This window comes from uncultured Senegalimassilia sp. (assembly GCF_934630535.1).
Taxonomy (GTDB): domain Bacteria; phylum Actinomycetota; class Coriobacteriia; order Coriobacteriales; family Eggerthellaceae; genus Senegalimassilia.
This window is the reverse complement of record NZ_CAKTVU010000012.1, coordinates 22,976-48,637: the sequence shown is the minus strand read 5'-3', so window position 1 is coordinate 48,637 and position 25,662 is coordinate 22,976. Positions and strand designations below refer to the sequence as shown.

21 protein-coding genes and 3 tRNA genes are annotated in these 25,662 nt (G+C 63.9%); 2 read left to right on the top strand and 22 right to left on the bottom strand.

The window, feature by feature from the left end; translation table 11 throughout:
- The 6 genes from Q0D52_RS07270 to Q0D52_RS07245 all read right to left on the bottom strand — a co-directional run bounded on the left by Q0D52_RS07270 (position 1) and on the right by Q0D52_RS07245 (position 7,125).
- On the bottom strand, positions 1-2,097 hold the full coding sequence (locus Q0D52_RS07270) for a Na+/H+ antiporter (protein ID WP_294381395.1): 2,097 nt from the start codon (positions 2,095-2,097) through the stop codon (positions 1-3).
- 213 nt (positions 2,098-2,310) lie between these two features.
- Positions 2,311-2,397 (bottom strand) — tRNA-Leu (locus tag Q0D52_RS07265).
- A 440-nt stretch (positions 2,398-2,837) separates the two neighbouring features.
- Positions 2,838-2,924, bottom strand: a tRNA-Leu gene (locus Q0D52_RS07260).
- A gap of 65 nt (positions 2,925-2,989) precedes the next feature.
- Positions 2,990-4,126: a CPBP family intramembrane glutamic endopeptidase gene (locus Q0D52_RS07255; RefSeq protein WP_294381393.1), complete on the bottom strand. Its 1,137-nt coding sequence runs from the start codon at positions 4,124-4,126 to the stop codon at positions 2,990-2,992.
- Positions 4,127-4,679: 553 nt separating this feature from the next.
- Entirely contained in the window at positions 4,680-5,393 is a 714-nt protein-coding gene (locus tag Q0D52_RS07250; RefSeq protein ID WP_294161592.1) for a LytTR family DNA-binding domain-containing protein, read from the bottom strand.
- Between the two features lie 220 nt (positions 5,394-5,613).
- Entirely contained in the window at positions 5,614-7,125 is a 1,512-nt protein-coding gene (locus Q0D52_RS07245) for a Sapep family Mn(2+)-dependent dipeptidase (RefSeq protein WP_294381392.1), read from the bottom strand.
- Between the two features lie 62 nt (positions 7,126-7,187).
- Between Q0D52_RS07245 and Q0D52_RS07240 the strand changes: the two genes are divergently transcribed.
- Positions 7,188-7,271, top strand: a tRNA-Leu gene (locus Q0D52_RS07240).
- A gap of 43 nt (positions 7,272-7,314) precedes the next feature.
- Here Q0D52_RS07240 and Q0D52_RS07235 read toward each other — a convergent pair.
- The 10 genes from Q0D52_RS07235 to Q0D52_RS07190 all read right to left on the bottom strand — a co-directional run bounded on the left by Q0D52_RS07235 (position 7,315) and on the right by Q0D52_RS07190 (position 17,852).
- On the bottom strand, positions 7,315-8,631 hold the full coding sequence (locus Q0D52_RS07235) for a histidine kinase (RefSeq protein ID WP_294381388.1): 1,317 nt from the start codon (positions 8,629-8,631) through the stop codon (positions 7,315-7,317).
- A 58-nt stretch (positions 8,632-8,689) separates the two neighbouring features.
- Complete coding sequence (locus tag Q0D52_RS07230) at positions 8,690-9,676, bottom strand: sulfite exporter TauE/SafE family protein (RefSeq protein WP_294381385.1); 987 nt, start codon at positions 9,674-9,676, stop codon at positions 8,690-8,692.
- A gap of 18 nt (positions 9,677-9,694) precedes the next feature.
- A complete protein-coding gene (locus Q0D52_RS07225; protein ID WP_294381382.1) occupies positions 9,695-10,990 on the bottom strand; it encodes a hypothetical protein in 1,296 nt (431 codons plus the stop codon).
- 317 nt (positions 10,991-11,307) lie between these two features.
- On the bottom strand, positions 11,308-12,318 hold the full coding sequence (rsgA, locus tag Q0D52_RS07220) for a ribosome small subunit-dependent GTPase A (protein ID WP_294381378.1): 1,011 nt from the start codon (positions 12,316-12,318) through the stop codon (positions 11,308-11,310).
- A gap of 18 nt (positions 12,319-12,336) precedes the next feature.
- Positions 12,337-12,918, bottom strand: a complete 582-nt coding sequence (locus tag Q0D52_RS07215) for a hypothetical protein (RefSeq protein ID WP_294381375.1) — start codon at positions 12,916-12,918, stop codon at positions 12,337-12,339.
- On the bottom strand, positions 12,915-14,450 hold the full coding sequence (locus Q0D52_RS07210) for a potassium transporter TrkG (protein ID WP_294381372.1): 1,536 nt from the start codon (positions 14,448-14,450) through the stop codon (positions 12,915-12,917). Before Q0D52_RS07210 ends, Q0D52_RS07215 begins: the two co-directional genes overlap by 4 nt.
- A gap of 49 nt (positions 14,451-14,499) precedes the next feature.
- Entirely contained in the window at positions 14,500-14,637 is a 138-nt protein-coding gene (locus Q0D52_RS07205) for a hypothetical protein (RefSeq protein ID WP_294381367.1), read from the bottom strand.
- A 164-nt stretch (positions 14,638-14,801) separates the two neighbouring features.
- Entirely contained in the window at positions 14,802-16,757 is a 1,956-nt protein-coding gene (htpG, locus tag Q0D52_RS07200) for a molecular chaperone HtpG (RefSeq protein WP_294381364.1), read from the bottom strand.
- A 260-nt stretch (positions 16,758-17,017) separates the two neighbouring features.
- On the bottom strand, positions 17,018-17,482 hold the full coding sequence (locus tag Q0D52_RS07195) for a PIN domain-containing protein (RefSeq protein WP_147269310.1): 465 nt from the start codon (positions 17,480-17,482) through the stop codon (positions 17,018-17,020).
- Position 17,483: 1 nt separating this feature from the next.
- Complete coding sequence (locus Q0D52_RS07190; protein ID WP_294381357.1) at positions 17,484-17,852, bottom strand: hypothetical protein; 369 nt, start codon at positions 17,850-17,852, stop codon at positions 17,484-17,486.
- A gap of 405 nt (positions 17,853-18,257) precedes the next feature.
- Here Q0D52_RS07190 and Q0D52_RS07185 point away from each other — a divergent pair, with 405 nt between their 5' ends.
- Complete coding sequence (locus Q0D52_RS07185) at positions 18,258-19,187, top strand: SGNH/GDSL hydrolase family protein (protein ID WP_294381355.1); 930 nt, start codon at positions 18,258-18,260, stop codon at positions 19,185-19,187.
- 823 nt (positions 19,188-20,010) lie between these two features.
- Here the strand turns inward: Q0D52_RS07185 and yhbY are convergent.
- From yhbY to Q0D52_RS07155, 6 genes are all read right to left on the bottom strand, one after another.
- On the bottom strand, positions 20,011-20,313 hold the full coding sequence (gene yhbY, locus Q0D52_RS07180) for a ribosome assembly RNA-binding protein YhbY (protein WP_042432390.1): 303 nt from the start codon (positions 20,311-20,313) through the stop codon (positions 20,011-20,013).
- An 82-nt stretch (positions 20,314-20,395) separates the two neighbouring features.
- Positions 20,396-21,796 (bottom strand): MFS transporter, encoded by a 1,401-nt coding sequence (locus tag Q0D52_RS07175; RefSeq protein WP_294381352.1) that lies wholly within the window; start codon positions 21,794-21,796, stop codon positions 20,396-20,398.
- Between the two features lie 385 nt (positions 21,797-22,181).
- On the bottom strand, positions 22,182-23,111 hold the full coding sequence (locus Q0D52_RS07170; RefSeq protein WP_294381349.1) for a 4Fe-4S binding protein: 930 nt from the start codon (positions 23,109-23,111) through the stop codon (positions 22,182-22,184).
- Between the two features lie 10 nt (positions 23,112-23,121).
- Complete coding sequence (locus Q0D52_RS07165) at positions 23,122-23,853, bottom strand: 4Fe-4S dicluster domain-containing protein (protein WP_294381346.1); 732 nt, start codon at positions 23,851-23,853, stop codon at positions 23,122-23,124.
- 217 nt (positions 23,854-24,070) lie between these two features.
- The gene (locus Q0D52_RS07160; protein WP_294381344.1) at positions 24,071-24,988 is read right to left on the bottom strand and encodes a DmsC/YnfH family molybdoenzyme membrane anchor subunit; all 918 of its coding nucleotides are present in this window, start codon (positions 24,986-24,988) and stop codon (positions 24,071-24,073) included.
- Positions 24,989-24,992: 4 nt separating this feature from the next.
- Entirely contained in the window at positions 24,993-25,652 is a 660-nt protein-coding gene (locus Q0D52_RS07155) for a 4Fe-4S dicluster domain-containing protein (RefSeq protein ID WP_294381341.1), read from the bottom strand.
- Positions 25,653-25,662 lie beyond the last annotated feature (10 nt).

The following is a 25,662-nucleotide window of genomic DNA, read 5'->3' as shown; positions in this document are numbered from 1 at the left end:
CTATTCTCCGATGGCCATTTGAAGCAAGTATACTTCTTCGCGCAGGTTGCGCGCAGTCTCGCGGCTGATGGAGCCCTCATCGCGCATCGCCTGGATTTCCTCGAGCTCGATGCGCAGGGCCTCGGCCTCAACGTCGGACACACGGGCCTTGATCACCTGGATCTTCTGCGTGTCCATGCCCTCGAGCGCGCCGCGCATGCCGCCGGCGTCCACGCCGACCACGCTGCCCGCAACGTTGGCGCTCGCCAGCTTCTCCGGCTCGTTTACCGCGCGCAGGAACGCCAGCGTGGAGCGGCACTCGGCCGCAAGCACGCCTGCGCCGTCAGCGATCTCGAGGTTCTCATCGCTCATGCGAAGGTTGTAGTAGGCAAGCGCGCATTCCTCCAGCTCGATACGCAGCTGGCGATGCCGTTCGATCTGCGCCTCGTCGTCCACCACATGGCGAACCGCGCGGTCGACGCGACGCGCGGTGTGCACGGCGCCCACTTTCAAGCGGCTCCACACCTCGCCCAACGCCTGGCGACGCGTATGCGCACGCAGGAGCGTGCGGCGAGAGCTCTCCAAGCGTTCGATCTCGCGTTCGCCCTCGGCACGGGAGATGCGCCCTTCGCGGATATATTTGTCGACCTGGTCCTTCTGTTGCTCGATGGCCGTAGCGCGAAGCTCGAGCAAACACGGGGCGGAGGTGTTCTTGCGGCGCAACCGCTTGATGCGCTCGCTGTATTGCCGGATGACGATCTGCGTGGAGGCCTCGTTGGTCGGCGTCTTCTGCTCGCGCATTTGGCGGATGACGCGTTTGAGAATCTCGATGTTCGCCGCATTCACCGCTTGTTCGTCCTGCTCGTCAGCCTGCTCCTTCGGAGCAAGCAGCGGCACCACGAAGTTCGCCAAAAGCAGCGTGCACAGGATGACGCCCGATGCCAGGAAGATCAGGTTGTCGCGCTGAGGGAACGCCTCGCCCGTCGAGAGGGTAAACGGGATGGTCATGATGATGGACAGCGTGATGGCGCCCTTCGGGCCCGAAAGCGTGGTGACCAGGGCATCGCGCACCAGCTGCCCGCCGGTGCGCGGCTTGGAGCTGCGGTGCACGCGCTCCATGACGAGTACCCACAGGAAACGGACGCCCACCACCAGCACCGTGACGAGCAGCACCAGGGCGCACAGCAGAAGCGAGCTGGTCTCGCTGCTATGCCACGACGGCATAACGGCCCTTGGCAGCTGCATGCCCAGCATGACGAACACCACACCGTTGATGACGAACACAAGCGCTTCCCACACGCTGTTCGATGCGATCTTCAGACGCGCGGCGGCGGGCGTGGGCTTGTGCGGCATCAGCGCGATCAACAGGCCGGCGGCCACCACGGCCAGGATGCCGCTCGTGCCGAAATGCTCGGCCGTCAGGAACGTGATGAAGGGCGTGAACACCTCGAACACCACGTGCACCGTGATGCTCTCGTAGCCGTAGCTACGGATGGCACCGAGCGCCAGCACCGCCAGCAGGCCCACCACCAGGCCGACCGCAATACCCCCGAAAAAGCTGATAGCGAAGCTTTGCGCCGCGTTTGCCAGCGAGAACGAACCCGTGATTGCCGCGGCTATTGCGAACTGGAATGACACGACGCCCGATGCGTCATTGATGAGCGCCTCGCCGGAGAGCAGGGATTTCTGGCGGCTGGACAGATGGATGTCCTTACCAAGCGCCGAAACAGCCACCGCGTCGGTGGGCCCCAACGCCGCGCCCAGGGCGAATGCCGCCGCAAGCGGGATAGAAGGCTCCAACCAATTCAGCACGAAGCCGACCACCAGAACCGTGGCGAGCACCAGGCCGACGGCAAGGGACACGATGGCCCCCTTGTTGTCCCACAGCCCGCGTTTACTTGCATGCCGCGATTCGTCGAACAGCAAGGGAGCGATAAACAGCACCAAGAACAGCTCAGGATCGATCGCCACGTCGACGGGCGTGCCCACCAGCAAGATGATGACGGCGCCCAGCGCGATCTGCACAAGCGGCAGCGACACGCGCGGGGTGACCTGGTCGAGCACGGCGGAGACAAGCACCGCCGCCAACAACAGCAACACGAACTCGAGCATTTCCATAAGCATACTTCCTTCGGGAATCTTCGCCACGGTTTAAGGTTTCCGCACTATAGTAGCAAGCCGGCCAGGCCCGAAGAAAGCAACGCTGCATCAACAAGAATGAAGCACAGCGTTTCACAGCGAAACGGGTAGGTTTGCGGAACGAATGGCAAAGCGCCGCAATTGTCCCTGCATACGAAAAAGACCCGCCGAAGCGGGTCTTTCGATTTCGAATGGTGCGGGCGAGAGGACTTGAACCTCCATGGGGTTGCCCCCATACGGACCTGAACCGTACGCGTCTGCCAATTCCGCCACGCCCGCGAATTGGCACCTTAATAAGGCAAGAAGGTATATTACGTCATTTGTCTGTCATATGCAAGAGTGAATTTCAAAATCATCTTGCGTCCTTCTTGCAGTACAGAGGAACGAACTTTCCGAGCTGGATTGCAGAGCGTTCGGAGACAAAACGCAAGGCGGGATATGAAATGATCACACCATTATAAAAAACGAAACTCAAGGCTTTCAACTAAGGCGCAGACGAGCATCGGGACATTCGAATCAAGATGCAGGGCCCAATGAACGACAGTCCTTCCATTGCGCAAGATAGGGTTTGAAATATCCGGTCAAGATGCGGACGAACTCGAAGCATCAGGACCAAAGCGCTGGCTGGAGCTCCTTGTCTTCAGCCATACCATGGGCAGAAAGCAGCGCACCTTCCTAGACGCAAAAAGACCCGCCGAAGCGGGTCTTTCGATTTCGAATGGTGCGGGCGAGAGGACTTGAACCTCCATGGGGTTGCCCCCATACGGACCTGAACCGTACGCGTCTGCCAATTCCGCCACGCCCGCGAATTGGCGCTTGATTTCTCAATGCGAAGATGTATATTACACGTTTAAACGGACACATGCAAGCACTATCGCGCAATTTCTTTGCTTATTTTTATAACAATGCCCACGAGCATAAGCACCGTTACCGCAAGCAGCACGGTGTCGCCTACCGCTCCCGATGCGTATGTTGCGGGCATCGTGCCTGTTAGGAGCACGTTTGGGGCCAGATACAGCACATCGAAGCCGGCATGGATGAACGCACAGAGCCATAGCCGACGCGTTTGCGTGTACAACACGCCCAAGATCACGCTGAACAGCAGCGCCTGCGCGAACTTCAAGACTGATTGCATAAGCACCATTTGATCGGCCGATGCATCGGGCACGCCCACATGCAACAGCGCGAACAACAAAGCGGAAACCAGGATGGCACGCTTTGCGGCGGGATCGAAAGAGATAGGCGATTTAACGGCACCGTGCCCGATTTCGCCAGAGACGCCAACGCGTCCGCCAGCTGCGTATCCGGAGGCGACAGGATGGGCAGAGCGTCCACCGGCAACGTGCTTGGAGGCAGCAGGGCAGACATCGCGTTCGCCGATAGCGCGTCCGGAAGCGGCTCTGCCTTGCCCGAATGCGCGCTCGAACGCCTCTATGCCCAGCACGTGCATGAACGATTCCTCGTACAGGCCAGCGAGCAGGCAGATTCCTAACAGGAGCAACAGGTTTTGCGCAATCTCGCTAGCCGAAGGCAGCTGAGAAAACGCCAGGCCGTTGATTGCGCCAGCGTGATTAATATTCCAGGTCGCAAAGGAAATCGCACCACCGACAAAGCCGACTAAGACCAGCGAGCCGACCACAAAATGAATCAGGTCCTGTTGTTGCACAATATACGTACAACGCTTAAGCGCGTCAGGGGTAGCTAGCCGCACTGTCACAACCGCCACCAACGCCAACACCGCTTCCTGCAGCAACGCAGCCGGCAGCCCAACCGCCGGCAGTGCATTCATGACCGCAAACGATCCAATCAACACGGCGACGAAAGCAGCGAAGACCGCAACTCCGCCCGCTGGTGTCCTTATCTCTTTTTGCACCTGACATGCCCTTTCTTTTAGCAGCGGCAACGAGCGCGTCGAAGGTAGCTGTTGATACCGCTTTAAGATAGCAGCGATCTGGGGCATCAACCTTCGACATGCGATTATGACCTCCGATGCCTCAAAGCGGCCCATGGCGACCACCTTCGGCATACGATTATGGCCGCCGCTTCAATGCCGCCTATGCAGCCACTTTCGGCGCACGATCGAAAGCACCCGGCTTTTGGCACGGTATCAATGAATTGCTGCCAAAAAGTGCACGAGTGCGTGTATCTGCAAGCCAAAACAGTCCCAAGCAAAGCCATTTTCGCCGAAAACGGCTTACGGCCACACCTTAGATGCCCTTTTCCGCACTACCGCGACCCTAATCGATCACAAAAGAACGCACTCGCGCGATTTTTGGCAGCAACTTACCGATTCCCTTCTCATTATGGCGGCGAGCCGCTATCCCGCCCGCGATCCGGCTCAACGCCGCAAGCATATCGGCGAGAAGATCGGTGCTTCTTGAGGCAATGAACCGACGCCTGCCGCCGGGAAGCTCGGGCTCGCCGAGCAGCAAAAGGGTCGATGCCGTGCGGCATCGACCCTTAAATCGCCATGCTTCCATTAGCGGCAATCGTTTTACGCGCTTGCCTAGCGCCTTGCCGATCCGATTAACCTTGATAGCTCAGCTCGGCTGCTCCACACCTTACAGGCCCAGGGCCTTCTTCAGCGCGGAGACGCGGCGGCGGCTGACGGGGATCTTCTCGTCCACGCCGTTGAGCGTGAGCAGCAGGGTGCCGCCGGCGACGGGCTCGATCTCCTCGACCATGGACAGGTTCACCAGGTAGCCGCGGTGCACGCGGAAGAACCCGTGGCCGTCCAGACGCTTCTCCAGCTGCGCCAGGCTGACGGTGCTGAAGTAGCGGTCCGTGTCGGTTTGCAGATACGCGTAGTCATCGCGCGCCATGACGAAGCGGATCTTGTCGATGCTGATGAGAATCTTCTTGCCGGCCTTCTCAACCGGGATACGCTCGGACTTCTGGGCCTGCGCATGCAGCTGCACGTGCTCGCGGACGCGGGCGATGGCCTGGGACAGGCGGTCGGTTTCAACCGGCTTCACCAGGTAATCGATGGCGTTGACCTTGAACGCGTCGATCGCGAACTCGCTATAGGCGGTGACGAACACCACCGCGGGCGGGAACTTCAGGTGCTGCAGGGCCTCGGCAAGCTGCAAGCCGGTTGCCTCGGGCATGTTCACGTCAAGGAACATGACATCGCAGGGATATTCCTTCAGCTTCTCGATGGCCTCGCGCACGCTTGCCGCCTCGGCGACGACCTCCGTTTGACCCAGTTCGTCGAGCAGGAACTTCAGTTCGGAGCGCGCAGGGGCCTCGTCGTCGACGATCATCGCTTTCAACATAAGTAGGGCCTCCTTGCTTTCCTTTTATCAGATGGCGAATCTGAGAATCATTGCTTCCTGCAGTGTAGCATACGGCAACGCGCTGGGGCGTTCCCTTACGCAAAGCAGACCGTTTTTCCCAAGAATTTGCGCTGCGAACGGTCGAGTTAGGGGTATGAGCGGTCGATTTCAGCGGTAAACGGCTGTTTTCACACGCATGCTTGACAAGACCGCGCTTGCCTTACAAGTCGAGCTGCATGAGCTTGCCGATGGTGAGCGCGTAGATGCGGAAGGCCTCCTTCAGCAACTGCTCGCTCACGCCCTCGTCGGGACCGTGCATGCCGCCCACCCACTCGGGCGCCTGCTCCCACGGTTTCTCGGGACCGAAGCTTGCCGCGCGGGAGAACTCGCGCGCATACGTGCCGCCGCCCATAGTGAAGGGCTTGGCATCCTCGCCCGTTGCCTGGTTGTACGATGCCAGCAGCGCCTGGATGGCCGGGCCTTGCGGGTCGAGCAAAAACGGCGCGTCGTCGCGCGTCTTCTCGCACGCGCCGCCCGCCGCCTTTGCCAGCGCCTCCAGCTTCGCGTGCACCTCGTCGCCCGTGATGGTGGTGGGGTAGCGTACGTCGATGGTCTGCGTGAAGCAGCCGCCCTGCATGGCGGCGCGGCCCGCCACGATGGTGAGCTCGCCGAAGTCGGCGTCGGAGCAGGCAAGGTCGACCGTGCTGCCGTCCGTAGCCGCCGCGATGAGCGCCACCGTCTGGAAGAAGGCGCGCTCCCCTTCGCCGACCAGATCGTTCTCCAACAAGTAGCCGATCAGCAGCCCGATGGCGCTCACGCCGCCTTGCGGCAGGCTCGCGTGCGCGCTGCGGCCCGTGGCCGCGATGCGCGCCAGGCGGCACCCGGCCGCGTCGGCATGTGCGCCGGCAGCTTCCAAAGCCGCCGCGGCATCGCGCTCGTCGAGCAACTCCACCTCGATACCCTGCGTCGCCGGAAGCTCGCATGCCCCCGCGCGCACGACCGCCTGCGCATGTCCCGGCACCGCGTTCACCGCCGTGCCGCCTTCGAACGAAAGCACCGTGCGCTGCTCGACGAGCACATCGGAGCTGGTCATAAGGCTGTGGTAGATGCCCTTCTCGCCGTAGCACACGGGAAACTCGGCGTCGGGCGTGAACAGGAACGCCGGGTCGGCGTGATGGGCGCGGTAGTAATGGACGTCATCCATGCGCGTTTCCTCGTTCACGCCGAAGATGAAGCGCAGCGTGTAGGGAAGCTGCGGCGCCTGGCCGTCGAGCTGCATGCGGCGCCACAGGCTCATGGCGTGCAGCGCCACCACGCTCGGGCCCTTGTCGTCGATGACGCCGCGACCCAGCAGGTAGCCGTCCTTGCGCGTGACCTGGTACGGCTCGAAATGCCAGCCTGGGCCCGCCGGCACCACATCGATGTGGCCGATGATGCCAAGCTGTTCCTCGGAGGCGCCGGCAAGATCGGCGTAGCCGACATGGCCGGCGTCGTCGTGGACCTCGAAACCCATGTCGCGCGCCATAGCGAGTGCGGCGTCGAGCGCCTTGCGCGGGCCGGGCCCGTACGGCGCGCCCTCGGCCGCCGCGCCGAGATCCTCGAAGCTGGGGATGCGCACGAGCTTGTCGATGTCGGCGACGATATCCTCCCAGTGCTCCTCAAGGTAGCGGTCGATGCACTGCTCAAGCAGCTCGTCCGACGGCATTTCCGTCAATGCTGCGTTCTCAACCATGAAGTCATCTCCATTTCCTGTTGTGCGGACCCGAATCATCCGGTACAATGGTAAAGCTCAATGCCCGAGTGGCGGAATGGCAGACGCGGCGGTCTCAAAAACCGTTGTCGAAAGACGTGCGAGTTCGACTCTCGCCTCGGGCACCATTCGTAATCAACGGCCCCGCATCCGCGGGGCCGTTTTCATTTCCTAATACTGTCTCAAACCGCCTTCGATCAGCACCAAGCGGATCGTGGTGCCTTGACCCAGCTCGCTCTCCGCTTCCAAATGCGTGCCCGGGCCGAAATAGCCGCAGATACGATCGTGCACATTGCCCACGGCAATGCCGCAACCCGTCGTTGAACCGGGATGAAGGATGTTGTTGCACGCCTCCTGCGTCATGCCGTTGCCGTCGTCGATGACGGAGACGATAACGTCGTCGCCCTGGCGCACGCCCTCCACGCGAATGGTCAGCTTGCCCTCGGAGGGCATGGCGTGGCGTACCGCGTTCTCCACCAGGGGCTGGATCAAGAACGGCGGCACCATCATGTCCTCGACCTCGGGCTCCACGTCGCAGACCAGCTCCAAGCGGTCCTCGCCGAAGCGCGCCAGCTCGAACATGAAATAACGCTGGGTCTGCTCGAGCTCGCGGCGGAACTCGATCAGGTCGCCGGAATCCTCGAGCGTGCTGCGGTAGAACTTCGCGAACTCGCGCAGCAGCGTGCGGGCGCGCGCGGGATCGGTGCGCGTGAACGACGCGATGGTGTTGATGGTGTTGAACAGGAAATGCGGGTTGATCTGGCTTTGGAGCATCTTGAGCTCCATCTTGGTGGCCAGGGCCGTCTGCTCCTCGAGCGCCGATGCCGCCATCTGCGTGGACAGCAGCTGGCCGAAGCCGGTGGCGATGGATTTTTGGGTTTCGCTGATGTGGTTGGCACGGCGATAGTAGAACTTCAGCGTGCCCTTCACGTCCTTGCCCACGGTCAGCGGCACGATGATGGCGGCGTTGATGCCGTGGGTGCCCTTGGGGAAGCCGATCTCCTCGGGGGTGAACAGCACGCGCGTCTTGCCGTCGGACAGCGTGGAATACGTGGCATGCGTGCGGATGATGCTGCCCGAGAGGTTGTGCGATTCCTCGTAGCCGGCGTAACCCAAAATGAAGCGATCGTCGGTGATGGCGATAGCGATGGCCGCGGTGGAGGGTAGAAGCAGGCTGCAGATGCGCTGGGCGGATTTGCTGTCCAAGCCCTCCTCGCCCATGGCCTCGAGCGTTTGGCTTGCCAACTGCAGCACGTTGCTGGATTGGCGAGCGCGCACGGAGTCGGGATCCATGAGCAGGCGGATGAGCACGGTGATGGACAACGTGAACACCATACCCGCGATGAACAGCGCCAACACGCTGACGACGGGCGACACCAGGTTCCAGATGAGCACAAGACCCGACAGCGCCACCATCACCGACATGAGCATCTCGAGCGTGAAATAACGCGGAAGCCTTGCGCGATTGTCCTCCATATCGACGTTCATACGCCGACTCCTTCCTTATCGGGCACGACGGGCCGGCCGAAAAGGCCCGCGTGCGGCGTCAGCCAAGTATACCGAATTCGTTGAGCATGAGCATGACGGCCGCCACCAGCAGAAAGCCGCCGAAGATGAACCGCAGCTGTCGCTCGGGCACCACGCGCACCAGCCGCGCGCCCACCAGGGCGCCGGGGATGCTGCCCACCACGATGGCGATGCCCGCCAGATAGTCGATGTTGCCGAGCAGGCCCTGCTCGATGACGCCGGGGATGGCCAAGATCATGATGGCGATAAGCGACGTTCCCGAGGCCAGGCTCATGGGGATGTCCAGAACGGCCAGCATAAGCGGCACCATGATGAAGCCGCCGCCCACACCCACGTAACCCGAGGCCAGGCCGGCCACCAAGCCGATGCACGCGCCCTGCAGGTACTGCTTGCGAGAGAGAACGGGCTGGTCGGGAACGGGTTTGGGGGTTGCTGAACGGGCGGAGGCGGCACCCGTGCATGCTGCCTGCGATGCCGCGGCGCTCGAGCTTGCGGGCGCAGCGTTGCTCGCGCATGCTGCCGGCGCGGCGCCCGGGTTCGCGGATTCGGCGCTCGAACCCGCGGATGCGACGTTGCTCGAACCCGCTGCCTTCGCGCTGCCGCCCGCCTGCCCCGCGCGGGGCGCGGGCGCGCACTTCACGGCCTTCTTGAACATCTTGAACGCGCTGAACCCGATGACTAGCGCCGCCACGCAGATGACCAGCCAGCCGGGCGAGACGCTTGCCAGCCACACGCCCACCGGCGACATGATAGCGCCGCCCACGCCGAGCGCCAGGCCGAGTTTGGGTACGCAGGTTTTCGCACGGGTATGCGCGACCACGCCCGAGATGGACGTGGGGATGATGGCGAACAGGCTGGTAGCCGTGCTGGCCAGCGGGCTCATACCGAACGCCAGGCGGAAGATGGGCACCATGATGGTGCCGCCGCCCACGCCGAGAAGCCCCGACATCACGCCGACGAACACGCCCGCAAAAGCGGGCGCGATGAAGGCCGCGAACACGTCCATTGCGCCGCGTCACCTTCCCTATTCGGCTATGTTCAGGCGGATCTCGCTGGTCACGCCCGGATCGACGCCCGCGCCGGCTCCCGCCACGGGGAACGCCGCCGCCATGTTCGCCGCCGCCTGGCGACGTGCCACAGACTGCACGATGGCCGTGTGCAGGATCTGGTCGCTGTCCATGCGCGCCATGAGCTCGGGCCACACGAACTGGAACTCGAAGTACTTCGAGCAGTTGCGCTGCGCGTACATGACGGCCTCGGTGCGCGCGGCCTTGGCGGCCTGGCGGTACGCCTTCTTGTCCTTGCGGGCAAGGCTGCGCAGGATGGCCGTGATACGGATGCGCTTCGTGATGCCCGGCTCCAGGAACGGGCCCGGATAAGGCTCAAGGGACTGCGGCTTGACCTGCATCAAGTCGATCTGCGTGCGGCTGTACTCCATCTTGCGATACTCGTAGAGCCAGCGGTAGATATCCTGGCGAAAGCGCGTGCCCTCGCTGGTGGACGCCGGCGGCAGGTGGCGCAGGCTCCACTGGTTGTCGAACCAGATGTCGCTGCCGTACATGCGCAGGTTCAGCATGTAGTCCAGGTCCTCGCCGCGAGCGACCCACGGGTCGAACGACAGGCGCTTAAACGCCTCCTTGTGAATGGCCAGGCAGCCGCCGCACACATGGTTGCTGCGCGACAGGCGCGGGCCGCGCATGGCCTTCGTGATCCACTTGTTGAACGCTTTGCCCTGCTGCCAGAAATGGTTGTACCACCTGTCCTGACTCTTCGACAGGTACGAGCCCTCGGAGTTCAGGTAGTAGCCGGTCTTCGCCAGGATGGGCACGCCCTTGCGCGTGAGCTTGCCCAGGCCGTAGACGCCCTTCTGCAGGAAGTCGGCGTCGTCGATGACCTCGTCGTCGTCGAGGAACACGATGGAGTCGAAGCCCATGACGTTGGCGAGCACCAATCCCAAGTTGCGGATGGCACCGTAGCCGGCAAGGCCGATCTCCTTCGACAGCTTGCCCAGGCCCAGCTGCTCCATGCGCTGCTGCACCAGGCTGCACTCGTCGGCGCCGATGATGGCGATGTTGAGGCTGGGGAAGCGCGAGACGATGTCTTGCACCTTCTCGGCGGCTTGATCGGAGATGGCGGGCTCGGCGGCGACCAGCACGATGATCTGCCCGATGCCGCGAACCTTCTGCAAAGACGTGAGCAGACGCGGCAGCTCGCCGGGATTGCTCAGCGGGGTGGTGTGGTCGTACGTGGCGATCACGCTGCCGGAATCCTTTCGGCGGCGCGGCGACACGAACGTCGGGATTACGATGACCGGATTCATGCACGTCCTTTGTTTCGGGTCCGTTTACGCCGAATGCGGGTTGCCGGGCCGCGGCCATGGACCGGGCGCGGAACCCGCACGCCGACGTGCGCGTTGCTTTCGGTTAACCCTTATATTGTAGCGTTTTTGGCAAGCGAACGCGAAACGGCCCGGCAACCGGATGGAGACGCTATGCGCGGCGCAAGGGCGCAGGGGAGCGAAATAGGCCCGCAAGCTGGGAGAGGACGGCGTTGCGGTTGCGGCGCAAGGACGAGCGCCCCTCGCCCGCCGTCAATCGCGCACGGCGGAGATGCCCGCCCCACGCTTGCCCGCAGGCGCTAGCGGCGGCGCTTGCCGCGGCCCGCGCGACCTCTTTGGCCGCCGCGCTTCTTGTCGCTGGCCTTCTCGCCGCGCATGCGGCGGGCCTCCTCGCGACGATCGCGCAACGTGGCCGTCTCCTGCTTCAGGGCCTGGTAGCTGGCGAAACGCTCGGGGGCTATCTCGCCGGACTCGACGGCGGCGCGCACGGCGCACCCCGGTTCGTTTTCGTGCTTGCAGTCGCGGAAGCGGCACTGCTGCGCCGCTTGCTCGATGTCGGCGAACGCCGCGCCGATGCCCGTATCGGCGTCCCACAGCCCCAGGCCGCGCACGCCGGGCATATCCACCACGTACCCGCCGCCGGGGATGGCCACCATCTCGCGGCTGACCGTGGTGTGACGGCCCTTGCCGTCGCCCTCGCGGACCGTGCCCGTTTCCTGCACCTCTTCGCCAACAAGCATGTTGACCAGGCTGGACTTCCCCACGCCCGATTTCCCCACCAGCACCGTGGTGGTGCCGGGGGCCATGAGGGCGCGCACTGCCTCCACGCTCTCGGCGTTGCCGTCCGACACCACCAGCGTGCGCACGTCCGGGCCCGCCAGCGCGCGGACGCGGTCGGCCACCTGCTCCACCTGCGCCTCGCTTTCTGCCAGGTCGGCCTTCGTGAGCACCACCGTGACGGCGGCACCGGTCTCGTAGGCCAGCACCAGCTCGCGCTCCAGGCGGCGCAGGTTCACCTCAGCCAGCGGCTGGGCCAGGATGACGCGGTCGAAGTTCGCCGCCAGCACCTGAGGGACGGCACGCTCGGTGGGGTCTTTGCGCACGAAGGCGCGCTCGCGCGGGCAGATGGACTCGATGATGCCCTTGTCGTGGCCCTCCGGCGCGTTCACCTCGACGTAATCGCCGATGACGGCGCGCACTTTCTCCCCTTTGACCAGGGCCGTTGCGTGTTCGCAGCGCACAAGGCGCCCATCCTCGCATCGCACGAGCGGATACCCGCGGTCCAGTTTCACAACCTGCGCTCTCTGCAAGCTCTCCTCCTTGTAGCCTTATCGCTGGCGTTCGCGCAGCAGATAGAACACCACCATCATGGCCAGGCCGATCATGACGGTCACCATACCCGGGATGAACGCGTTGATGTCGAACTCGTCGGGGGTGGCCTTGCCCTTCTCCGTGACCGTCACCACCTGCGCGTGCAGGTCGGATGCGCCGTCGTGGTCAGAGCACGCCAAGTTGAACGTGCCGCGCACCTGCAGCGTGGTGCCCTTGCGGTCGTAGGCGCCATACGTGTCCACCTTGTCGGCGGATTCGTTGGTAAGGTAGACCGACGCCGTGGACGAATCGGAGGGCGATGCCAGCTGCAGCCAGCAGTGGCGGCCGTCGCCTGCGTTGATGCGGTCGCCCACCACTTCGCCGGTGACCTGCACCGTTTGCTTGTCGTAATAGGTGTCCGCCGTGCTCAGGTCCGTGATGGACGTGTCGTAGATGAACGAGCTGTCGGGCAGCTGCGCGACGTTGACGGCGTTGTCACCTTCGGCGGGCTCGTCGGCGAACGCGGCCTGCGGACACGCGAACGCAGGAAGCGCCAACGCGAACGCCAGCGCAGCAGCGGCCATTCCCTTTCGCATCATGAGCGCCTCACCAGCCTGTTCCTTACCACCCTGCGGGGATCGAGCGTCACCACGACCTCGACGATGAGCGCGATCAACGTGAGGAACTCCAGACGGCCGGCCCACATCTCCAGCATGTAGAACAGCTCGAGCGACGCGGGCATGCCCTGGGAGCACACGCCCGACGAGATACCGCCGTTGGAGGCCATGGCCACCGATTCGAAGATGGACTGCGTGGCGTCGTAGCCGTGCGCGATGCCCACGAGCGCGCCCACGGCGTAAGTGACCACGTACAGCACGAACACGGTCATGGCCTGCTTGACCACCTCGGGCGACAGGATGCGCCTTCCCAAATGGTAGTACGAGACCACCACGCGCGCCGAGTCGGGCGCCAGCGTCTCCTTCACCGTGGCCACGAGCGACTTGATGATCAGGCCCATGCGGTTGAACTTGATGCCGCCCGACGTGGAGCCGGCGCCACCGCCCACGCACATGAGCGCGGCGATGACCAAGAACGCGCCGGAAGTCAGCGATGTGGTCAGCTGGTTGGTGGTGACGTTTTGGAAACCCGTGGTAGAGAACGCCGACACGATCAGGAACACGCCGCGGCGCATCATGGTTGCCAGGTTCGAGAAGTCCGAGCTTGCCGAAACCGATGCGGCGAACACCAGGGTCATCACGGCGATCCAGATGAACATGGTGCGGATCTCCATGTCGCGGAAGTACACGTTCAGGTGCCCCTTCCACAGCTCGGAATGCAGCACGAAGTTCACGGACCCGATGATCATGAGCACCATGAGCACCACTTCGATGGGGAACGAGTGGTAGTACAGGATGGACGTGCTCATGGGCGTGAAGCCGCCGGTGCAGAAGCTGGAGATTGCCAGCCACAGGCCGTTGAGGAACGCGCGCGGCGCCTCCATGCCGGCGAACGCGCACATGACGGCCAGCACGGCGGTGGCCACGCAGATGAAGCCCAGCGATAGCTTTGCGATGAACTGGGCGGTTTGCACGATGTTGGGGACCACGTGCTCGCTGCGGCCCTCGGACATGTACAGGCTGGCGCCCGAGCGCTTGCCGAACAGGCCGAACGACAGCGCCACCACTACCAGGCCCAAGCCGCCCAGCAAGATCATGATGAAGCGCCACATGCTGTCGGCATAGGACAGATGGTCGAGGTCGGAGATGATGCTGGCCCCTGTGGTGGTGATGCCTGAGACGCCGTCGAACATGGCGTCCAAAAACGTGTTGTAGTGGCCCGAAAGATACAGCGGGATGGTGGCCATGAACGCCAGGACCACCCACGCCAAGCCCGTGACCACCAGCGCCTGCTGGCGGTTCAGTCGACCGGGCTCGATACGCAAAAAGCGCAACGCCGAGCCGACTATGAGCGACAATCCTATGGAAAGCAGGTAATGGCTTGCGGGGACCCATTCGCGGAACACGATGGCGGTGACCAACGGCACGATAAGCGCCACGGACGAGAAAAGCACCAGCATGCCCAGATAATGGCCGATGACCCTGACGTCATACCAAGTGAAGCGCTGCCACATAGCGGTGCCTACCCCCGCCGCCCGACGCGCGAGATGTGCCGTTGCAAGCTCATCCCACCACGAGCCTAACCATGATCATGATGACCCACAGCGACAGCAGAAAGCACGCGCAGCTCAGCACCACCACCGTGAAGCTGATAAGCGGCGTTTCGATCATCTGCAATATGTCGTGAATGTTCTTCTGCATAGCGTGAACATCATAATACAAAAAGCCTGCCGGCCCTGTTGAGGGCCGGCAGGCTTCACATTCGGAATGGGTTTCGGCAGGTGGCAGGCGGACGTCGACTGCTGGCGGGGCGCTGCTCGGGACGAAGAGCCCGCAGGCCGCGGACCGTCGGGCGACGCGGGCGCTTAGGCCATCAGCTTTGTGACCGCGTTCGCATAGGCGACCGGATCGGCGATGGGCATGCCCTCGACGATGAGCGCCTGGTCGTACAGGATCTCCGTGTAGAGCTTCACCTTCTCGGCGTCGCCGGCGGACTGTGCGTCCTTGAGCACCTGGAACACCGGGTGCTTCGCGTTCAGCTCGAGCACGCGCTGCGACTTCACCTCGCCCATGCCGTCGGGCATCTGCGACATGAGGCGCTCCATCTCAAGCGACACGGGGCCTTCGGTGGTGACAGCCGACGGCGCGTCGGTCAGGCGCGTGGACACGGCCACCTTCGTGACCGCGTCGCCGAGCTGCTCCTTCATGGCGGCGAGCAGGGCCTCGTTGTCCTTCTCGGCTTCCTCGGCCTCCTTCTTCTCCTCCTCGGAGGCGAAGTCCAAGTCGCCCGACGCCACGTTCTTGAGCTCCTTGGGGCCGGTTCCCTCGATGTCCTTGCCCTCGGCGTCCTGCTCAGCCTCGGGGCCGTAGGTCATCATGGACTGGAAGCAGAACTCGTCGACGTCCTTCGCGCACAGCAGCACGTCATAGCCCTTGCCGAGCACCGTGTTCACGATGGGCAGCTTGGCCAGACGGTCGATGCTGTCGCCGGCAGCGTAGTAGATGGACTTCTGGTCGGCGGGCATGGCCTCGAGGTACTCGGCCAGCGTGACCATCTTCTGCTCCTTGGCGCTGTAGAACAGCAGCAGGTCGGCCAGCTCGTCCTTCAGCATGCCGTAGCTGGTGTAGATGCCGTACTCAAGGCCGCGGCCGAAGTCCTCGAAGAACTTCTCGTAGGCGGCGCGGTCGCTCTTCAGCATCTTCTTCAGCTCGCTGGTGACCTTCTTCTCCACCTTGCGCGCGATGGCGTGCAGCTGGTTGTTCTGCTGCAGCGTCTCACGCGAGATGTTGAGCGTGAGGTCCTGGCTGTCTACGACGCCGCGGACGAAGTTGTAGTGGTCGGGCAGCAGGTCCTCGCACTTCTCCATGATCAGCACGTTGGAGCTGTACAGCTCCAGGCCCTTCTTGTAGTCCTTGCTGTACAGGTCGTACGGCGCGCGGCCGGGGATGAACAGCAGCGCGTCGTAGGACAGCGCGCCCTCGGCGTGGATGGAGAACGTGGCAGCCGGGTCGGTGAAGTCGTGGAAGGTCTGCTTGTAGAACTCGTTGTACTCTTCCTGTTGTACGTCGGACTTGCTGCGCTTCCAGATCGGCACCATGGAGTTGATGGTCTCGACCTCGGTGTACTGCTCGTACTCGGGCTTGTAGTCGTCGCCGGCGTCCTCGGGCTTGGGCTTCTGGCGGGACTTCGAAACCTCCATGCGCACGGGGTAGCGCACGTAATTGCTGTAGCGCTTGATGAGGTCCTTCAGGCCGTACTCGCTGAGGAACTGGTCGAAGTTCTCCTCGTCGGTGTTGTCCTTCAAGGTCAGGATGATGTCGGTGCCGTTGCCCTCGCGCTGGGCCTCCTCGATGGTGTAGCCCTCGACGCCGTCGGATTCCCAGGCCCAGGCCTGGTCGCTGCCGTAGGCCTTCGACACCACGCGCACGGACTTGGCCACCATGAACGCGCTGTAGAAGCCCACGCCGAACTGGCCGATGATGTCGACGTCGTCACCCTGCTGCTCGGCGTTCTCCTGCTTGAAGGCCATGGAGTCGGAATGGGCGATGGTGCCCAGGTTGCGGTCCAGGTCCTCCTGCGTCATGCCGATGCCGTTGTCGGACACGGTGATGGTGCGGGCGTCCTTGTCGAAGGCGACGTCGATGCCCAGCTGGTCCTTCGTCAGCTGGATGCTGGAGTCGGTGAGGCTTTTGAAGTACAGCTTGTCGACGGCGTCCGACGCGTTGGAGATGAGCTCGCGCAGGAAGATCTCGCGGTTGGTGTAGATGGAGTTGATCATCAGGTCGAGCAACTTCTTGCTCTCTGTCTTGAACTTGCGCATAGGTGCGGCGCTTCCTTTCCGTTCGTGCTTGGCGCTGCGGGACCTGTCGCGCGGCGCGAGGGGCGCTTCGCTCACCTGCGGCGATGTCGGTTTGCGACGCCCGCCCGCAGGCGGAGCGCCGAGCCGTGCATGCCCCAGCGAATGAAACGCCCCGCAGGTGCGGGGCGCGTTAGCAGTCTCACAGCTTGAGTGCTAATTTCGATTGTAGTCTGGCGCTTGAGAGTGTCAAGTGACAGGAAGGTGACAGCGAAAAGGCTTCGCTAAATCTCGATTTGCGTGTAGTCCAGATCGCGATTCTCGCACAGCCATTCGAACATACCCGGCACGTTCGTGACCTTGACCAGGCCGTTTTCCAGGCCGTCAGGTTCGTGCGTGAGCAGGAAATCCGCCCGCAGGTCGATGGCGGCGTTGACCATGAGCTGACCCTCGGGGTTTTGCCCCGACGAGGCCAGCATGCGGTCGACGTTTGCCGCGGTGAGGTCCGCCACCTGCACGAAGGTGCGCAGGCCGCGGATGCGCTCCATGGCGCGCGGCAGCAGCTCGGGCTTGCCGCCTTCGGAGAGCAGGTAGACGAGGTCGACCACCTGCGGGGCGGTTACCCACAGGTCGAACTCGCCCACGCGGCCGGCCACCATGAGCATGCGCGTTTGCTGATAGAACGGTTGGCGCTCGTTCATGAAGTCCATGACGACTTCGGTACCAAGCAGGACACGGGCCTGAGGCATGCTAGATCACCCCCCGTGAGGAGAATCGCGCGGCGCGGGCGATGGCCGCAAGGTCCGGGCCGTCGGCCGGCAGGTCGCCGTGCTCGAAGGCGCGGTCGGCCAGCGCCGATGGCGCTTCATCGGCGGCGTCGGATGCGCCGTCGGATACGGGTTCGGAGAGGGAATCGACGAACTCCACGGCGTTATCCCAGGCCGCTTCGTCCTCCGCCGCCACGATGCCCGTGAGAAACGACGCGTCGCCGTTCTCGATGAGCTTGTCGTACATGCGGTTGATGGCCTGGGAGGCCGTGAGGCCTTCCCGCTGCAGCACAAGGCCGCCGCGGCGCTTCTTGCCGAGCGCCATGCGGCCGGTGACCATTGCCTCGCCCATTGCAACCTCCGATCGTCCCGCTTCGCTGCACAGGGAAACGGGCGGACGGCCGCTTGGCCGGCCATTGTTTCCCGCAGCGTTTACCAGCGTTGCGCCGGGCTCCGCCGGCGCAACTTGTGTGAGTGCGTGGTTCGTATTATTGTACAACGTTTTGCGTACAACGTCAAGTGGACAGACGGCGGCATTCACTGGTTGCACATAAGTTTTTATGCGGTTCACCTGGGGTTATTCTGATAGCGAATACGGCGTTGGCAAAAGGCTGGAGGAGCCAGCCTAAGATTCGAGCTTACATAGACTGTTAACAGAGCGTGCGCGAGGTTTTGCTACCATGTGCTACTGGACGAAAACAGCCCGACGCACGGCGCCGAGGCGCAAAAACGAATGATGTAAGGAAGGCGGTCGGGCATGCCCGCGAAAACGTTCTCCATCATGGGCGATTCCATCAGCACTTTCGAGGGGTGCGTACCCGATGGCTACACGCTGTTCTACAACGATGAGCGCTTGGAGCGATCAGGCGTGCTGTGTCCCGAGGACACTTGGTGGTCGCACGCGGTGCGCGCGCTCGGCGGCACCGTGCTTGCCGATAGCGCCTGGTCAGGCAGCATGGTCGAGGGCGCGGGCTTCCCCGCCGCCAGCACCCCCGAACGCGCTGCCGCCCTGCTGGGGCCCAACGGCCAGGCGCCCGATGCGGTGCTCGTGTTCATCGGCATCAACGACTACGGCTGGGGCGGCGCCGAGGCGCAGGCCGCCGGCCGCAGCCACGCCATGCCGCGCTGCATAGACCCGGCAAGCGTTCCCGAGCAGGTAGCCGGCGCCGCGCCCGCCGACGCCGTGGAGCGTTTCGGCGCAGCGTATCGCACCATGCTGCGCAACATCCATGAGGCGGCGCCCGCGGCCGCGGTGTATTGCATCACGCTACTGCCCGGTCGCACGCACGGCGTCGACCATCCCGAGTTCTGCTACCGCCTGCGCGGCCATCACCTGGACGAATACAACGCCGCCATCCGCGAGGCTGCCGCGGCCGAAGGCTGCCGCATCGCCGATGTGCGCGCGTTCGGTCGCGATTACGACTCGCTCGAGGGCACGCACCCCACGAATCTGGGCATGCGCCAGTTCGCCAGCATGGTGGTGCGCGCGATGCAGCTGGCAGATGCGGCGGGCGCGCTGGAAGGCATCACCGCCGGAACGCAACCCGAGATCGCCAATCCCGCGCTTGATCTGCGGGATTTCTGCGGCGCACCCGAAAGCGCGCAGCTATGCGATGCGCCCACCTGCATCGACTGCCCCCACGCCGCCAACACCGGCAACCAATGGCTGTGCAGGTGCCTGAAGTAGACGGCGCATCTCGGCAACGCGCGCATATCGGGTAGGACGCGCTAAAGGATCTCGCAGCTAGCGCGCAAGCGAAGTTCTGGGCGGTTTCGTAGGCTGCGAAGCTGGGCGGGAAGCTGCCCGAGCTCGGTTTCCCCCGAGTCGTTAGGCCGAAACATGCCGCCCCAATAGCGCGAGCAAAGTTCTGGGCGGTTTCGTAGGCTGCGGAACGAGACGCCGACGATGCGGGTGCTCCTGACCTGGGTTTATGCTGCAGTCGCCGGCGAGAATCGCAGTGAAGGGCCAAGGAAACCGCCCAGAACTCCGGAGAGACGTCAAATTCGGGCCCGTTTTCCTGCGAAACGACCCAGAAGTTGAGGGGCGCGGCGTCCGAGAGAAGCGCGCGGCGGGAAACCGCCCAGAACCCGGCGGTGCGGCGCCGAAGCGGGGTCCTGACCCCAGAACCCGAGGGCGTACGACGCTAGAGAGGGGGTGCGCATACCTCGGAGCAGGGGCTTGCAACGTCGGGGCAAGACCAAAGCACCGTAGCGGCGCTCATAACGAGTTACGGCCGCCGCAGGGTGGCGCGCACCGCGACGTCGTACCAGGTCCGATCGGCACGCCGAATACGGCGAGCCGATCGGACCTGTGCGGCTTCGCCGCTCCCTGAACGCAATCGGGCCCCGGCGTTTGCCGGGGCCCGATTTGCTTTGCGCAGCCGAGAGCCGCGCAACGATGTTGGAAAGCTTGCCTGCTAGCTCACTAGCCAGCTCGCCAACTTGCCCGCTTGCCAGCTTGCCGGTTTGCCAGCTCGCCTGCCTGCTTACTCGCTAGCTTGCCAGCTTGCTTACTTGACCAGCTGGATCTTCTCGATGTCGTCGCGGGTGGTCTCGCGGTAGAGCACCACGCGCTTGCCGATGACCTGCACTAGCTCGGCCTCGGCCTGGTCGGCGATCTCGCGGCCGGCCTCGGCGGCCTGGCTGCCCGTTTCGCACAGCACGCTGACCTTGATGAGCTCGTGGGCCTCAAGACCCTCGTTGACCTGCTTGAGGATGTTGGCGGTGACGCCTTCCTTGCCGACGATGACGGTGGGCTTCAAGTTGTTCGCCATGCTGCGCAGCTGACGGACCTGCTTGCCGGTGATAGCCATGGATTGCGCTCATTTCTCTTCGTGTGTTAACGCTAAAGCGGCGCGCCCGTGAAGGCGCGCCGCAGATTCGCTTACGTCTATTTTACATGCTTCGTGCGCGTTTCGCATCGCGTTTCACCGCGGCACGCGAATAAACCAGCGCGAGTGCACAACCTGCCGCGGCGATGCACGCGGCAACCACCATGGCGATCGAGAAGCCTTGCGCGGTCGCAAGCGCCTCATCGACGCCCGCCGCCAAGGCGCCCGCCTGGGCGGTGGACATGATGCCCGTGTACAGCGAAGGGCCGATACAGGCCGCGATCTGCACAAACGTGGTGGAGATGGCAACTCCGAACGGGTTCATCTCCTGAGGCAGGGTGCGCAGGCCCGCCGTCTGCGAGGGCGAGAAGATGAAACCGGTGCCGCCCATGATCAGCAACGCCGCGACGAACGCCACCGGCAGCGACAACGTGGGGGCCAGCGCCGCCATCACGGCGAAGCCCACGGCGATGGCGGCGAAACCCGCCGGGAGCAGCGGCCACTCGCCGCGCGCGTCCATGATGCGGCCGCCCAAAAGCGTGGTGCCCGCGTTCGCCAACACCGGGACCAGCATCAGCAAACCGGCCGCGAACGCCGTCAGGCCCGTGCCGCCTTCCAGGTACAGCGGCAGCAGCACGCTCATGCTGAAGCTGCCCATCATGGCGATGGTGGTCAGCACCACCGACGGCCAGAACGCGCGGCTCTTCATGGGCGTCAGGTCGATGAGCGGGTGCTCACAGCGCAGTTGGCGCAACACGAACAGCACCGCCGTGACCACCGCCACCGCAAGCGACCCGACCGCAAGCGCGACGTCGATGGTCAGCTCGACAAGACCCAGGCTCAGCGCGCACAGGAACACCGCCGAGAGCACCGTCGACGGAATGTCCAGGTGAGCAGGGGAGAAGCCCATGTTCTCGACCGCGAACAGCGCCACCAAGGCGAGCACGGCCATGGCGGCAAGGGGCACCGCGAACACGCTATGCCAGCCGAACGAGGTGACTAGCGCGCCGCACACCGTCGGGGCCAGAGCGGGGCCGAACGTGATCATGCAGCCGCCGATGGACAGGAACGTGCCCAGCTTGTGCTTCGGCGCGACCACCAGCACCGTGTTCATCATGAGCGGGATGAAGATGCCCGAGCCCGCGGCCTGCACCAGACGCGCCGCCATGAGCAGCTCGAAGCTTGTGGCGAACAGCCCCATGAGCGAGCCGACCAGCGTGAACGCCGCCGCGGCGAAGTACAGGGGGCGCAACTTGAAGCGGCGGTACATAAACGCCATGCACATGACCACGATGGTGGCCACGATCATATAGCCCGTGACCAACCATTGCGCCGCAACTGAATCGACGCCGTACTCGCCCATGATGGACATGAGCGCCATGTTCACCAGGTTCTCGTTGAACCCTGCCAAAAACGCGCTGGCGTATAGAACGACCAACAGCGCAACCAATGATCTTCCTTGCATTCCGCATCCTTTCGCACACGTTGACCGGACAATCGAATGCAAAGGACCGGAAGCGGCGCCAGAGAAAATATGCACAAAACCCAGAGGCCCACGCGGGCAAAACCCCTGCATATCGATTGTGTTCTGGAACCCCCGGCAAACTGGCGCGTGCGGCGCGGGATGCGCGAATGCACGGCTTGAGCACGCTTACCCGTGGTACGGAACGTATTTTGCCACGTCCTAGCGATCCTGCAGGTTTTCCCACAAAGAAAACCGCCCCGGTCCGATGAGGCCCGGGGCGGATGGCGCCGCATGTTGGAGGGAGGGAGCGCCCAACGCGCGGCGATCGGCAGAGCGCCCCTTGGCGCGAAGAGGATGCACAAGGGACGCTTGCCTTTCGGAATGGTTACTTCTCGTTCGGCGTCAGCTTCACATTCTGCCCGCGCTTCGCGACCACCGGCATGGTGATGGCGCTGGCCGGGCACGCGTCCACGCAGGCGTTGCAGCGCGTGCAGTCCGCCAGCGTGCGCTCGCCGTAGTCCGGATGGCGCAGGTTGATGTCGGCCTCGCACACCATCGCACAGCGGCTGCATGCCGTGCCCTTCGACGTCTCCAGGCACTTCGCGTCGTCGATGACGGACTTGAACGTGCGGCTGAAGCGGCCCATCAGGTTCATGAGGCCGGCCATGGGACAGAAGCGCGTGCACCATTTGCGCAGGAACACCAGCTCGATGATCAGCATCAACGGGATAAGGACCACGGCAACGGTCATGTCCGCGTTGGCGAACAGGCGCCAGAACACCAGCACGGTGGCGAAGGTCAGGCCGATGGGGCATACCAGGCAAAACACCGGGAAGCCGAAGATGGCCGTGGACAGCAGCGCGCCGCCCAGCACGTAATGGCGCGAGTCCAGCTTGGTGCGCTGCTGCTTGCATGCGCTGCAGCCCTCGCAACCGCCCTTCCCGCCGCAGCCCAGCTCGAACTTGGCGATATCGAGCGCCTCGTCGTGTTTCGCCTGCTCAAGCTCGCGGCGCTTCTTCGGCGAACGGAAGAACGCGCGCAGCTTGCCCAGCACGGGCACGGGGCAGATCCAGCCGCAGAACGCGCGGCCGAACAGGAACACCAGCAGCGCCATGATGACGATGCTGAACACGGCGCGCGGGACCAGGGTCTTAGTGGCCAGCATGGTGGTGATCGCGCCGAGCGGGCACAGCGCGCTGAACGAATCGAAGCCGAAACCGGACAGCGTTCCCATGTTGATGCCCGCGATCAAGCACACGGCCAGGATGCAGAACACGGCGGCCGCCACGATGGTGCGGATCTTGCTCAATTTCATGACAACCCCCTTACAGCGAGGACGCAGGACGGACGACGATGGCGCGCTCGGTGGCTCCCGCGACGATGGAGCCTTGCTGCAGCGACACGCACACGCTCTCGCAGGCGCCGCAGCCGACGCACTTGTCCTCGATCACGTACGGGCGCGGGCTGTAGCCGTTGCCATCGAGCTGAATGGCGTCGTACCCGGCATCGCGGCAGGCGTCGAAGCAGAAATGGCAACCCGTGTCGCGGAACGCCAGGCACGTCTTGGGATCGATCTCGGCCAGGCCGATGATGGTGTTGTTCGCATCGGCGCCGGCGGGAAGCTGCAGTGCCTCGGTGGGGCACGATGCCACGCACAGCGGCACCCCGCCGTTCTCCTCGGCGCAGAAGTCGCAGTAATCGGCGCTGAAGTCCAGCTGCGGGCTGCGCATCCCCAGAAGGCCGTCCTCGATCTTGGCCGGCTTGATGACGTGACGCGGGCACGCCTCGTAGCATTTCTCGCAGCGGATGCAGGCGCTGACCAAGTGCGCCTCGTCCTGACCTCCCGGCGGACGGTTCAGCGGCACGTGCCCGGCATAGCGCAGGGCGCCCAAACCAAGCAGCGCAGCCGTGCTGCCCACGCCGATGAGCAGCGAGCGGCGCGAAACGCTCATCGGCTCCTTCGCCCTCTTCGCAGCAGGCTGCGCGGGCACAGCATCGGCCGCGCCGACGTCCTTCGCCACGGCGGGCTGCGCGCCCTCCTTCTTCTCTTCGCTCATGAAGACCCCTCTCCGTGTCTTTCCGTTTCCTCTTCCTATGCGTGAAAGCCCCGGTCGGGGCTTTGCGAAAACGCGTATATGAGGGGGCTTCCGTTGCCGAAAGCGGGGCGTTCAGGTAAGCCCCCTCCAACACGCCTTTTCAGCTTGCGAGCTGGCGTTTTCCCGCCAACTCGCCCGCAAGGCCGGCCGACCAGAACCGGCCTTGCGCCTTCGTTTCCTAGAACAGGGCGAAGATATGCACCGCCGCCGAGTACAGGAGCACGCGCCAGATGATGCCGCCGATGATGCAGCACACGCCTGCACCGCCGGCGTAGATGGCCAGCTGCTGGCCTTCGTTCGCCTTGCCGAACCACAGGATGGCGGCCGGGGCGACGATGCCGACGATGATGGCGCCCAGCCAGAACATCAGGGCGTTGGAACCGGCCAGCAGGCTGCCGACAACGGCTGCGCGGTCGACCATGGGCACGTCAGGCAGCGTCGGGTCGAAGTAGAACGCGATGTCGGCGGAGTACGTGCCGGCGGAGCCGTTGATCACGATCGCGTACACCAGCACAATGACCAGCTGGGCCACGGCGCCGACCAGAGCGGTCTTGACCATGAAGTCGCGGGCTTCGACGTCGCCGGTGAGGCCGGCGATCACGAGCGCGGCCAGGCCGCCCATGAAGACCGTGTTCGTCAGGTAGTACACGATCAGAAGCGGGGTGTCCCACGTGGGCAGCGACGGCATCAGGTAGGAGTCGCCGGTGACCATGGGAAGCGCCAGGCCCACGATGATGGCCAGGATACCGGCCCACTTCGGGGCGACGCCGTCCTCGGCGCGGCGGGCGAACAGGAAGAACAGCACGATCGCGATGAACTCCACGACGCAGCCCCACAGCTCGAGGGTGATGCCGGACACGCCGTAGCCGTTACCGGCGAGCAGCGCGCCGAACGCGTTGAAGATGCGCTCCCAATGCTGCAGGTGCATGAACACGCAGATGCCGCCGATCACAAGCGTCGCCAGCGCGGCGATGAGCGCCACGTTCTGCATCTTCTTGCCCTTGCCGAGCACGGTGAGCAGGCCCTGTGCGCCCAAGATGCCGCCGGACAGGCACAGGAAGAAGGTGAAGAGGATTAGAGGCCATTCCGGATTCATGAGTCTACTCCCTCCACTTTCGGCCCTCGCGGAGCAGGTACATCAGCTTGGGCTTGTTGCCTGCATCCTTGAGATGATGGATATCGCTTTCCTTGTACGCCTCGACGTAGTCCTTGAGCTTGACGCGGGTCTTGGTCATCTCGTCGTACTGGCAGCCGGGGCTGTCCGGATGCGCCGGGCCCTCGAAGTTGTCGACGCCCTTGTCAAGGTCGCCGAAGAAGCGGGCGCGGGCGCCGCACTGGGCCACGCACTGCGGCAGCTCGCCTTGGCTGATGCGCTGCTCGCACATGGTGCACTTCTCGACGACGCGCTCCTCCTCGTTGAGGTAACGCACGCCGTACGGGCAGGCCAGGGCGCAGAAACGGCAGCCGATGCACTTGGACTTGTCGATCTGCACGGTGCCGTCCTCGCGGATGTGGGATGCGCCCGTCGGGCACACGCGCACGCACTCGGGGTTCTTGCAGTGCTGGCACTGGACCGGAAGGAAGTACATCTCCACGTCCGGGTAATCGCCCGAGCCGCCCTCGATGGGGTGCGGACCGATGCGCAGCGTCTTGATCCAGAAGTTGCCGACGTCGACGCCGTTGATCGCCTTGCAGGCGACCGTGCAGGCCAGGCAGCCGGTGCAACGGTTCAGGTCGGTGATGATCGCGTAATTTGCCATGGGTTGTTAC

Bases quoted from the DNA above. Each gene is read 5' to 3' on its own strand.
- Q0D52_RS07270 (WP_294381395.1), bottom strand. From the start codon at position 2,097: ATGGAAATGCTCGAGTTCGTGTTGCTGTTGTTGGCGGCGGTGCTTGTC.
- Q0D52_RS07255 (WP_294381393.1), bottom strand. From the start codon at position 4,126: ATGGGCCGCTTTGAGGCATCGGAGGTCATAATCGCATGTCGAAGGTTG.
- Q0D52_RS07250 (WP_294161592.1), bottom strand. From the start codon at position 5,393: ATGTTGAAAGCGATGATCGTCGACGACGAGGCCCCTGCGCGCTCCGAA.
- Q0D52_RS07245 (WP_294381392.1), bottom strand. From the start codon at position 7,125: ATGGTTGAGAACGCAGCATTGACGGAAATGCCGTCGGACGAGCTGCTT.
- Q0D52_RS07235 (WP_294381388.1), bottom strand. From the start codon at position 8,631: ATGAACGTCGATATGGAGGACAATCGCGCAAGGCTTCCGCGTTATTTC.
- Q0D52_RS07230 (WP_294381385.1), bottom strand. From the start codon at position 9,676: ATGGACGTGTTCGCGGCCTTCATCGCGCCCGCTTTTGCGGGCGTGTTC.
- Q0D52_RS07225 (WP_294381382.1), bottom strand. From the start codon at position 10,990: ATGAATCCGGTCATCGTAATCCCGACGTTCGTGTCGCCGCGCCGCCGA.
- Q0D52_RS07215 (WP_294381375.1), bottom strand. From the start codon at position 12,918: ATGATGCGAAAGGGAATGGCCGCTGCTGCGCTGGCGTTCGCGTTGGCG.
- Q0D52_RS07210 (WP_294381372.1), bottom strand. From the start codon at position 14,450: ATGTGGCAGCGCTTCACTTGGTATGACGTCAGGGTCATCGGCCATTAT.
- Q0D52_RS07205 (WP_294381367.1), bottom strand. From the start codon at position 14,637: ATGCAGAAGAACATTCACGACATATTGCAGATGATCGAAACGCCGCTT.
- htpG (WP_294381364.1), bottom strand. From the start codon at position 16,757: ATGCGCAAGTTCAAGACAGAGAGCAAGAAGTTGCTCGACCTGATGATC.
- Q0D52_RS07195 (WP_147269310.1), bottom strand. From the start codon at position 17,482: ATGCCTCAGGCCCGTGTCCTGCTTGGTACCGAAGTCGTCATGGACTTC.
- Q0D52_RS07190 (WP_294381357.1), bottom strand. From the start codon at position 17,852: ATGGGCGAGGCAATGGTCACCGGCCGCATGGCGCTCGGCAAGAAGCGC.
- Q0D52_RS07185 (WP_294381355.1), top strand. From the start codon at position 18,258: ATGCCCGCGAAAACGTTCTCCATCATGGGCGATTCCATCAGCACTTTC.
- yhbY (WP_042432390.1), bottom strand. From the start codon at position 20,313: ATGGCTATCACCGGCAAGCAGGTCCGTCAGCTGCGCAGCATGGCGAAC.
- Q0D52_RS07175 (WP_294381352.1), bottom strand. From the start codon at position 21,796: ATGCAAGGAAGATCATTGGTTGCGCTGTTGGTCGTTCTATACGCCAGC.
- Q0D52_RS07170 (WP_294381349.1), bottom strand. From the start codon at position 23,111: ATGAAATTGAGCAAGATCCGCACCATCGTGGCGGCCGCCGTGTTCTGC.
- Q0D52_RS07165 (WP_294381346.1), bottom strand. From the start codon at position 23,853: ATGAGCGAAGAGAAGAAGGAGGGCGCGCAGCCCGCCGTGGCGAAGGAC.
- Q0D52_RS07160 (WP_294381344.1), bottom strand. From the start codon at position 24,988: ATGAATCCGGAATGGCCTCTAATCCTCTTCACCTTCTTCCTGTGCCTG.
- Q0D52_RS07155 (WP_294381341.1), bottom strand. From the start codon at position 25,652: ATGGCAAATTACGCGATCATCACCGACCTGAACCGTTGCACCGGCTGC.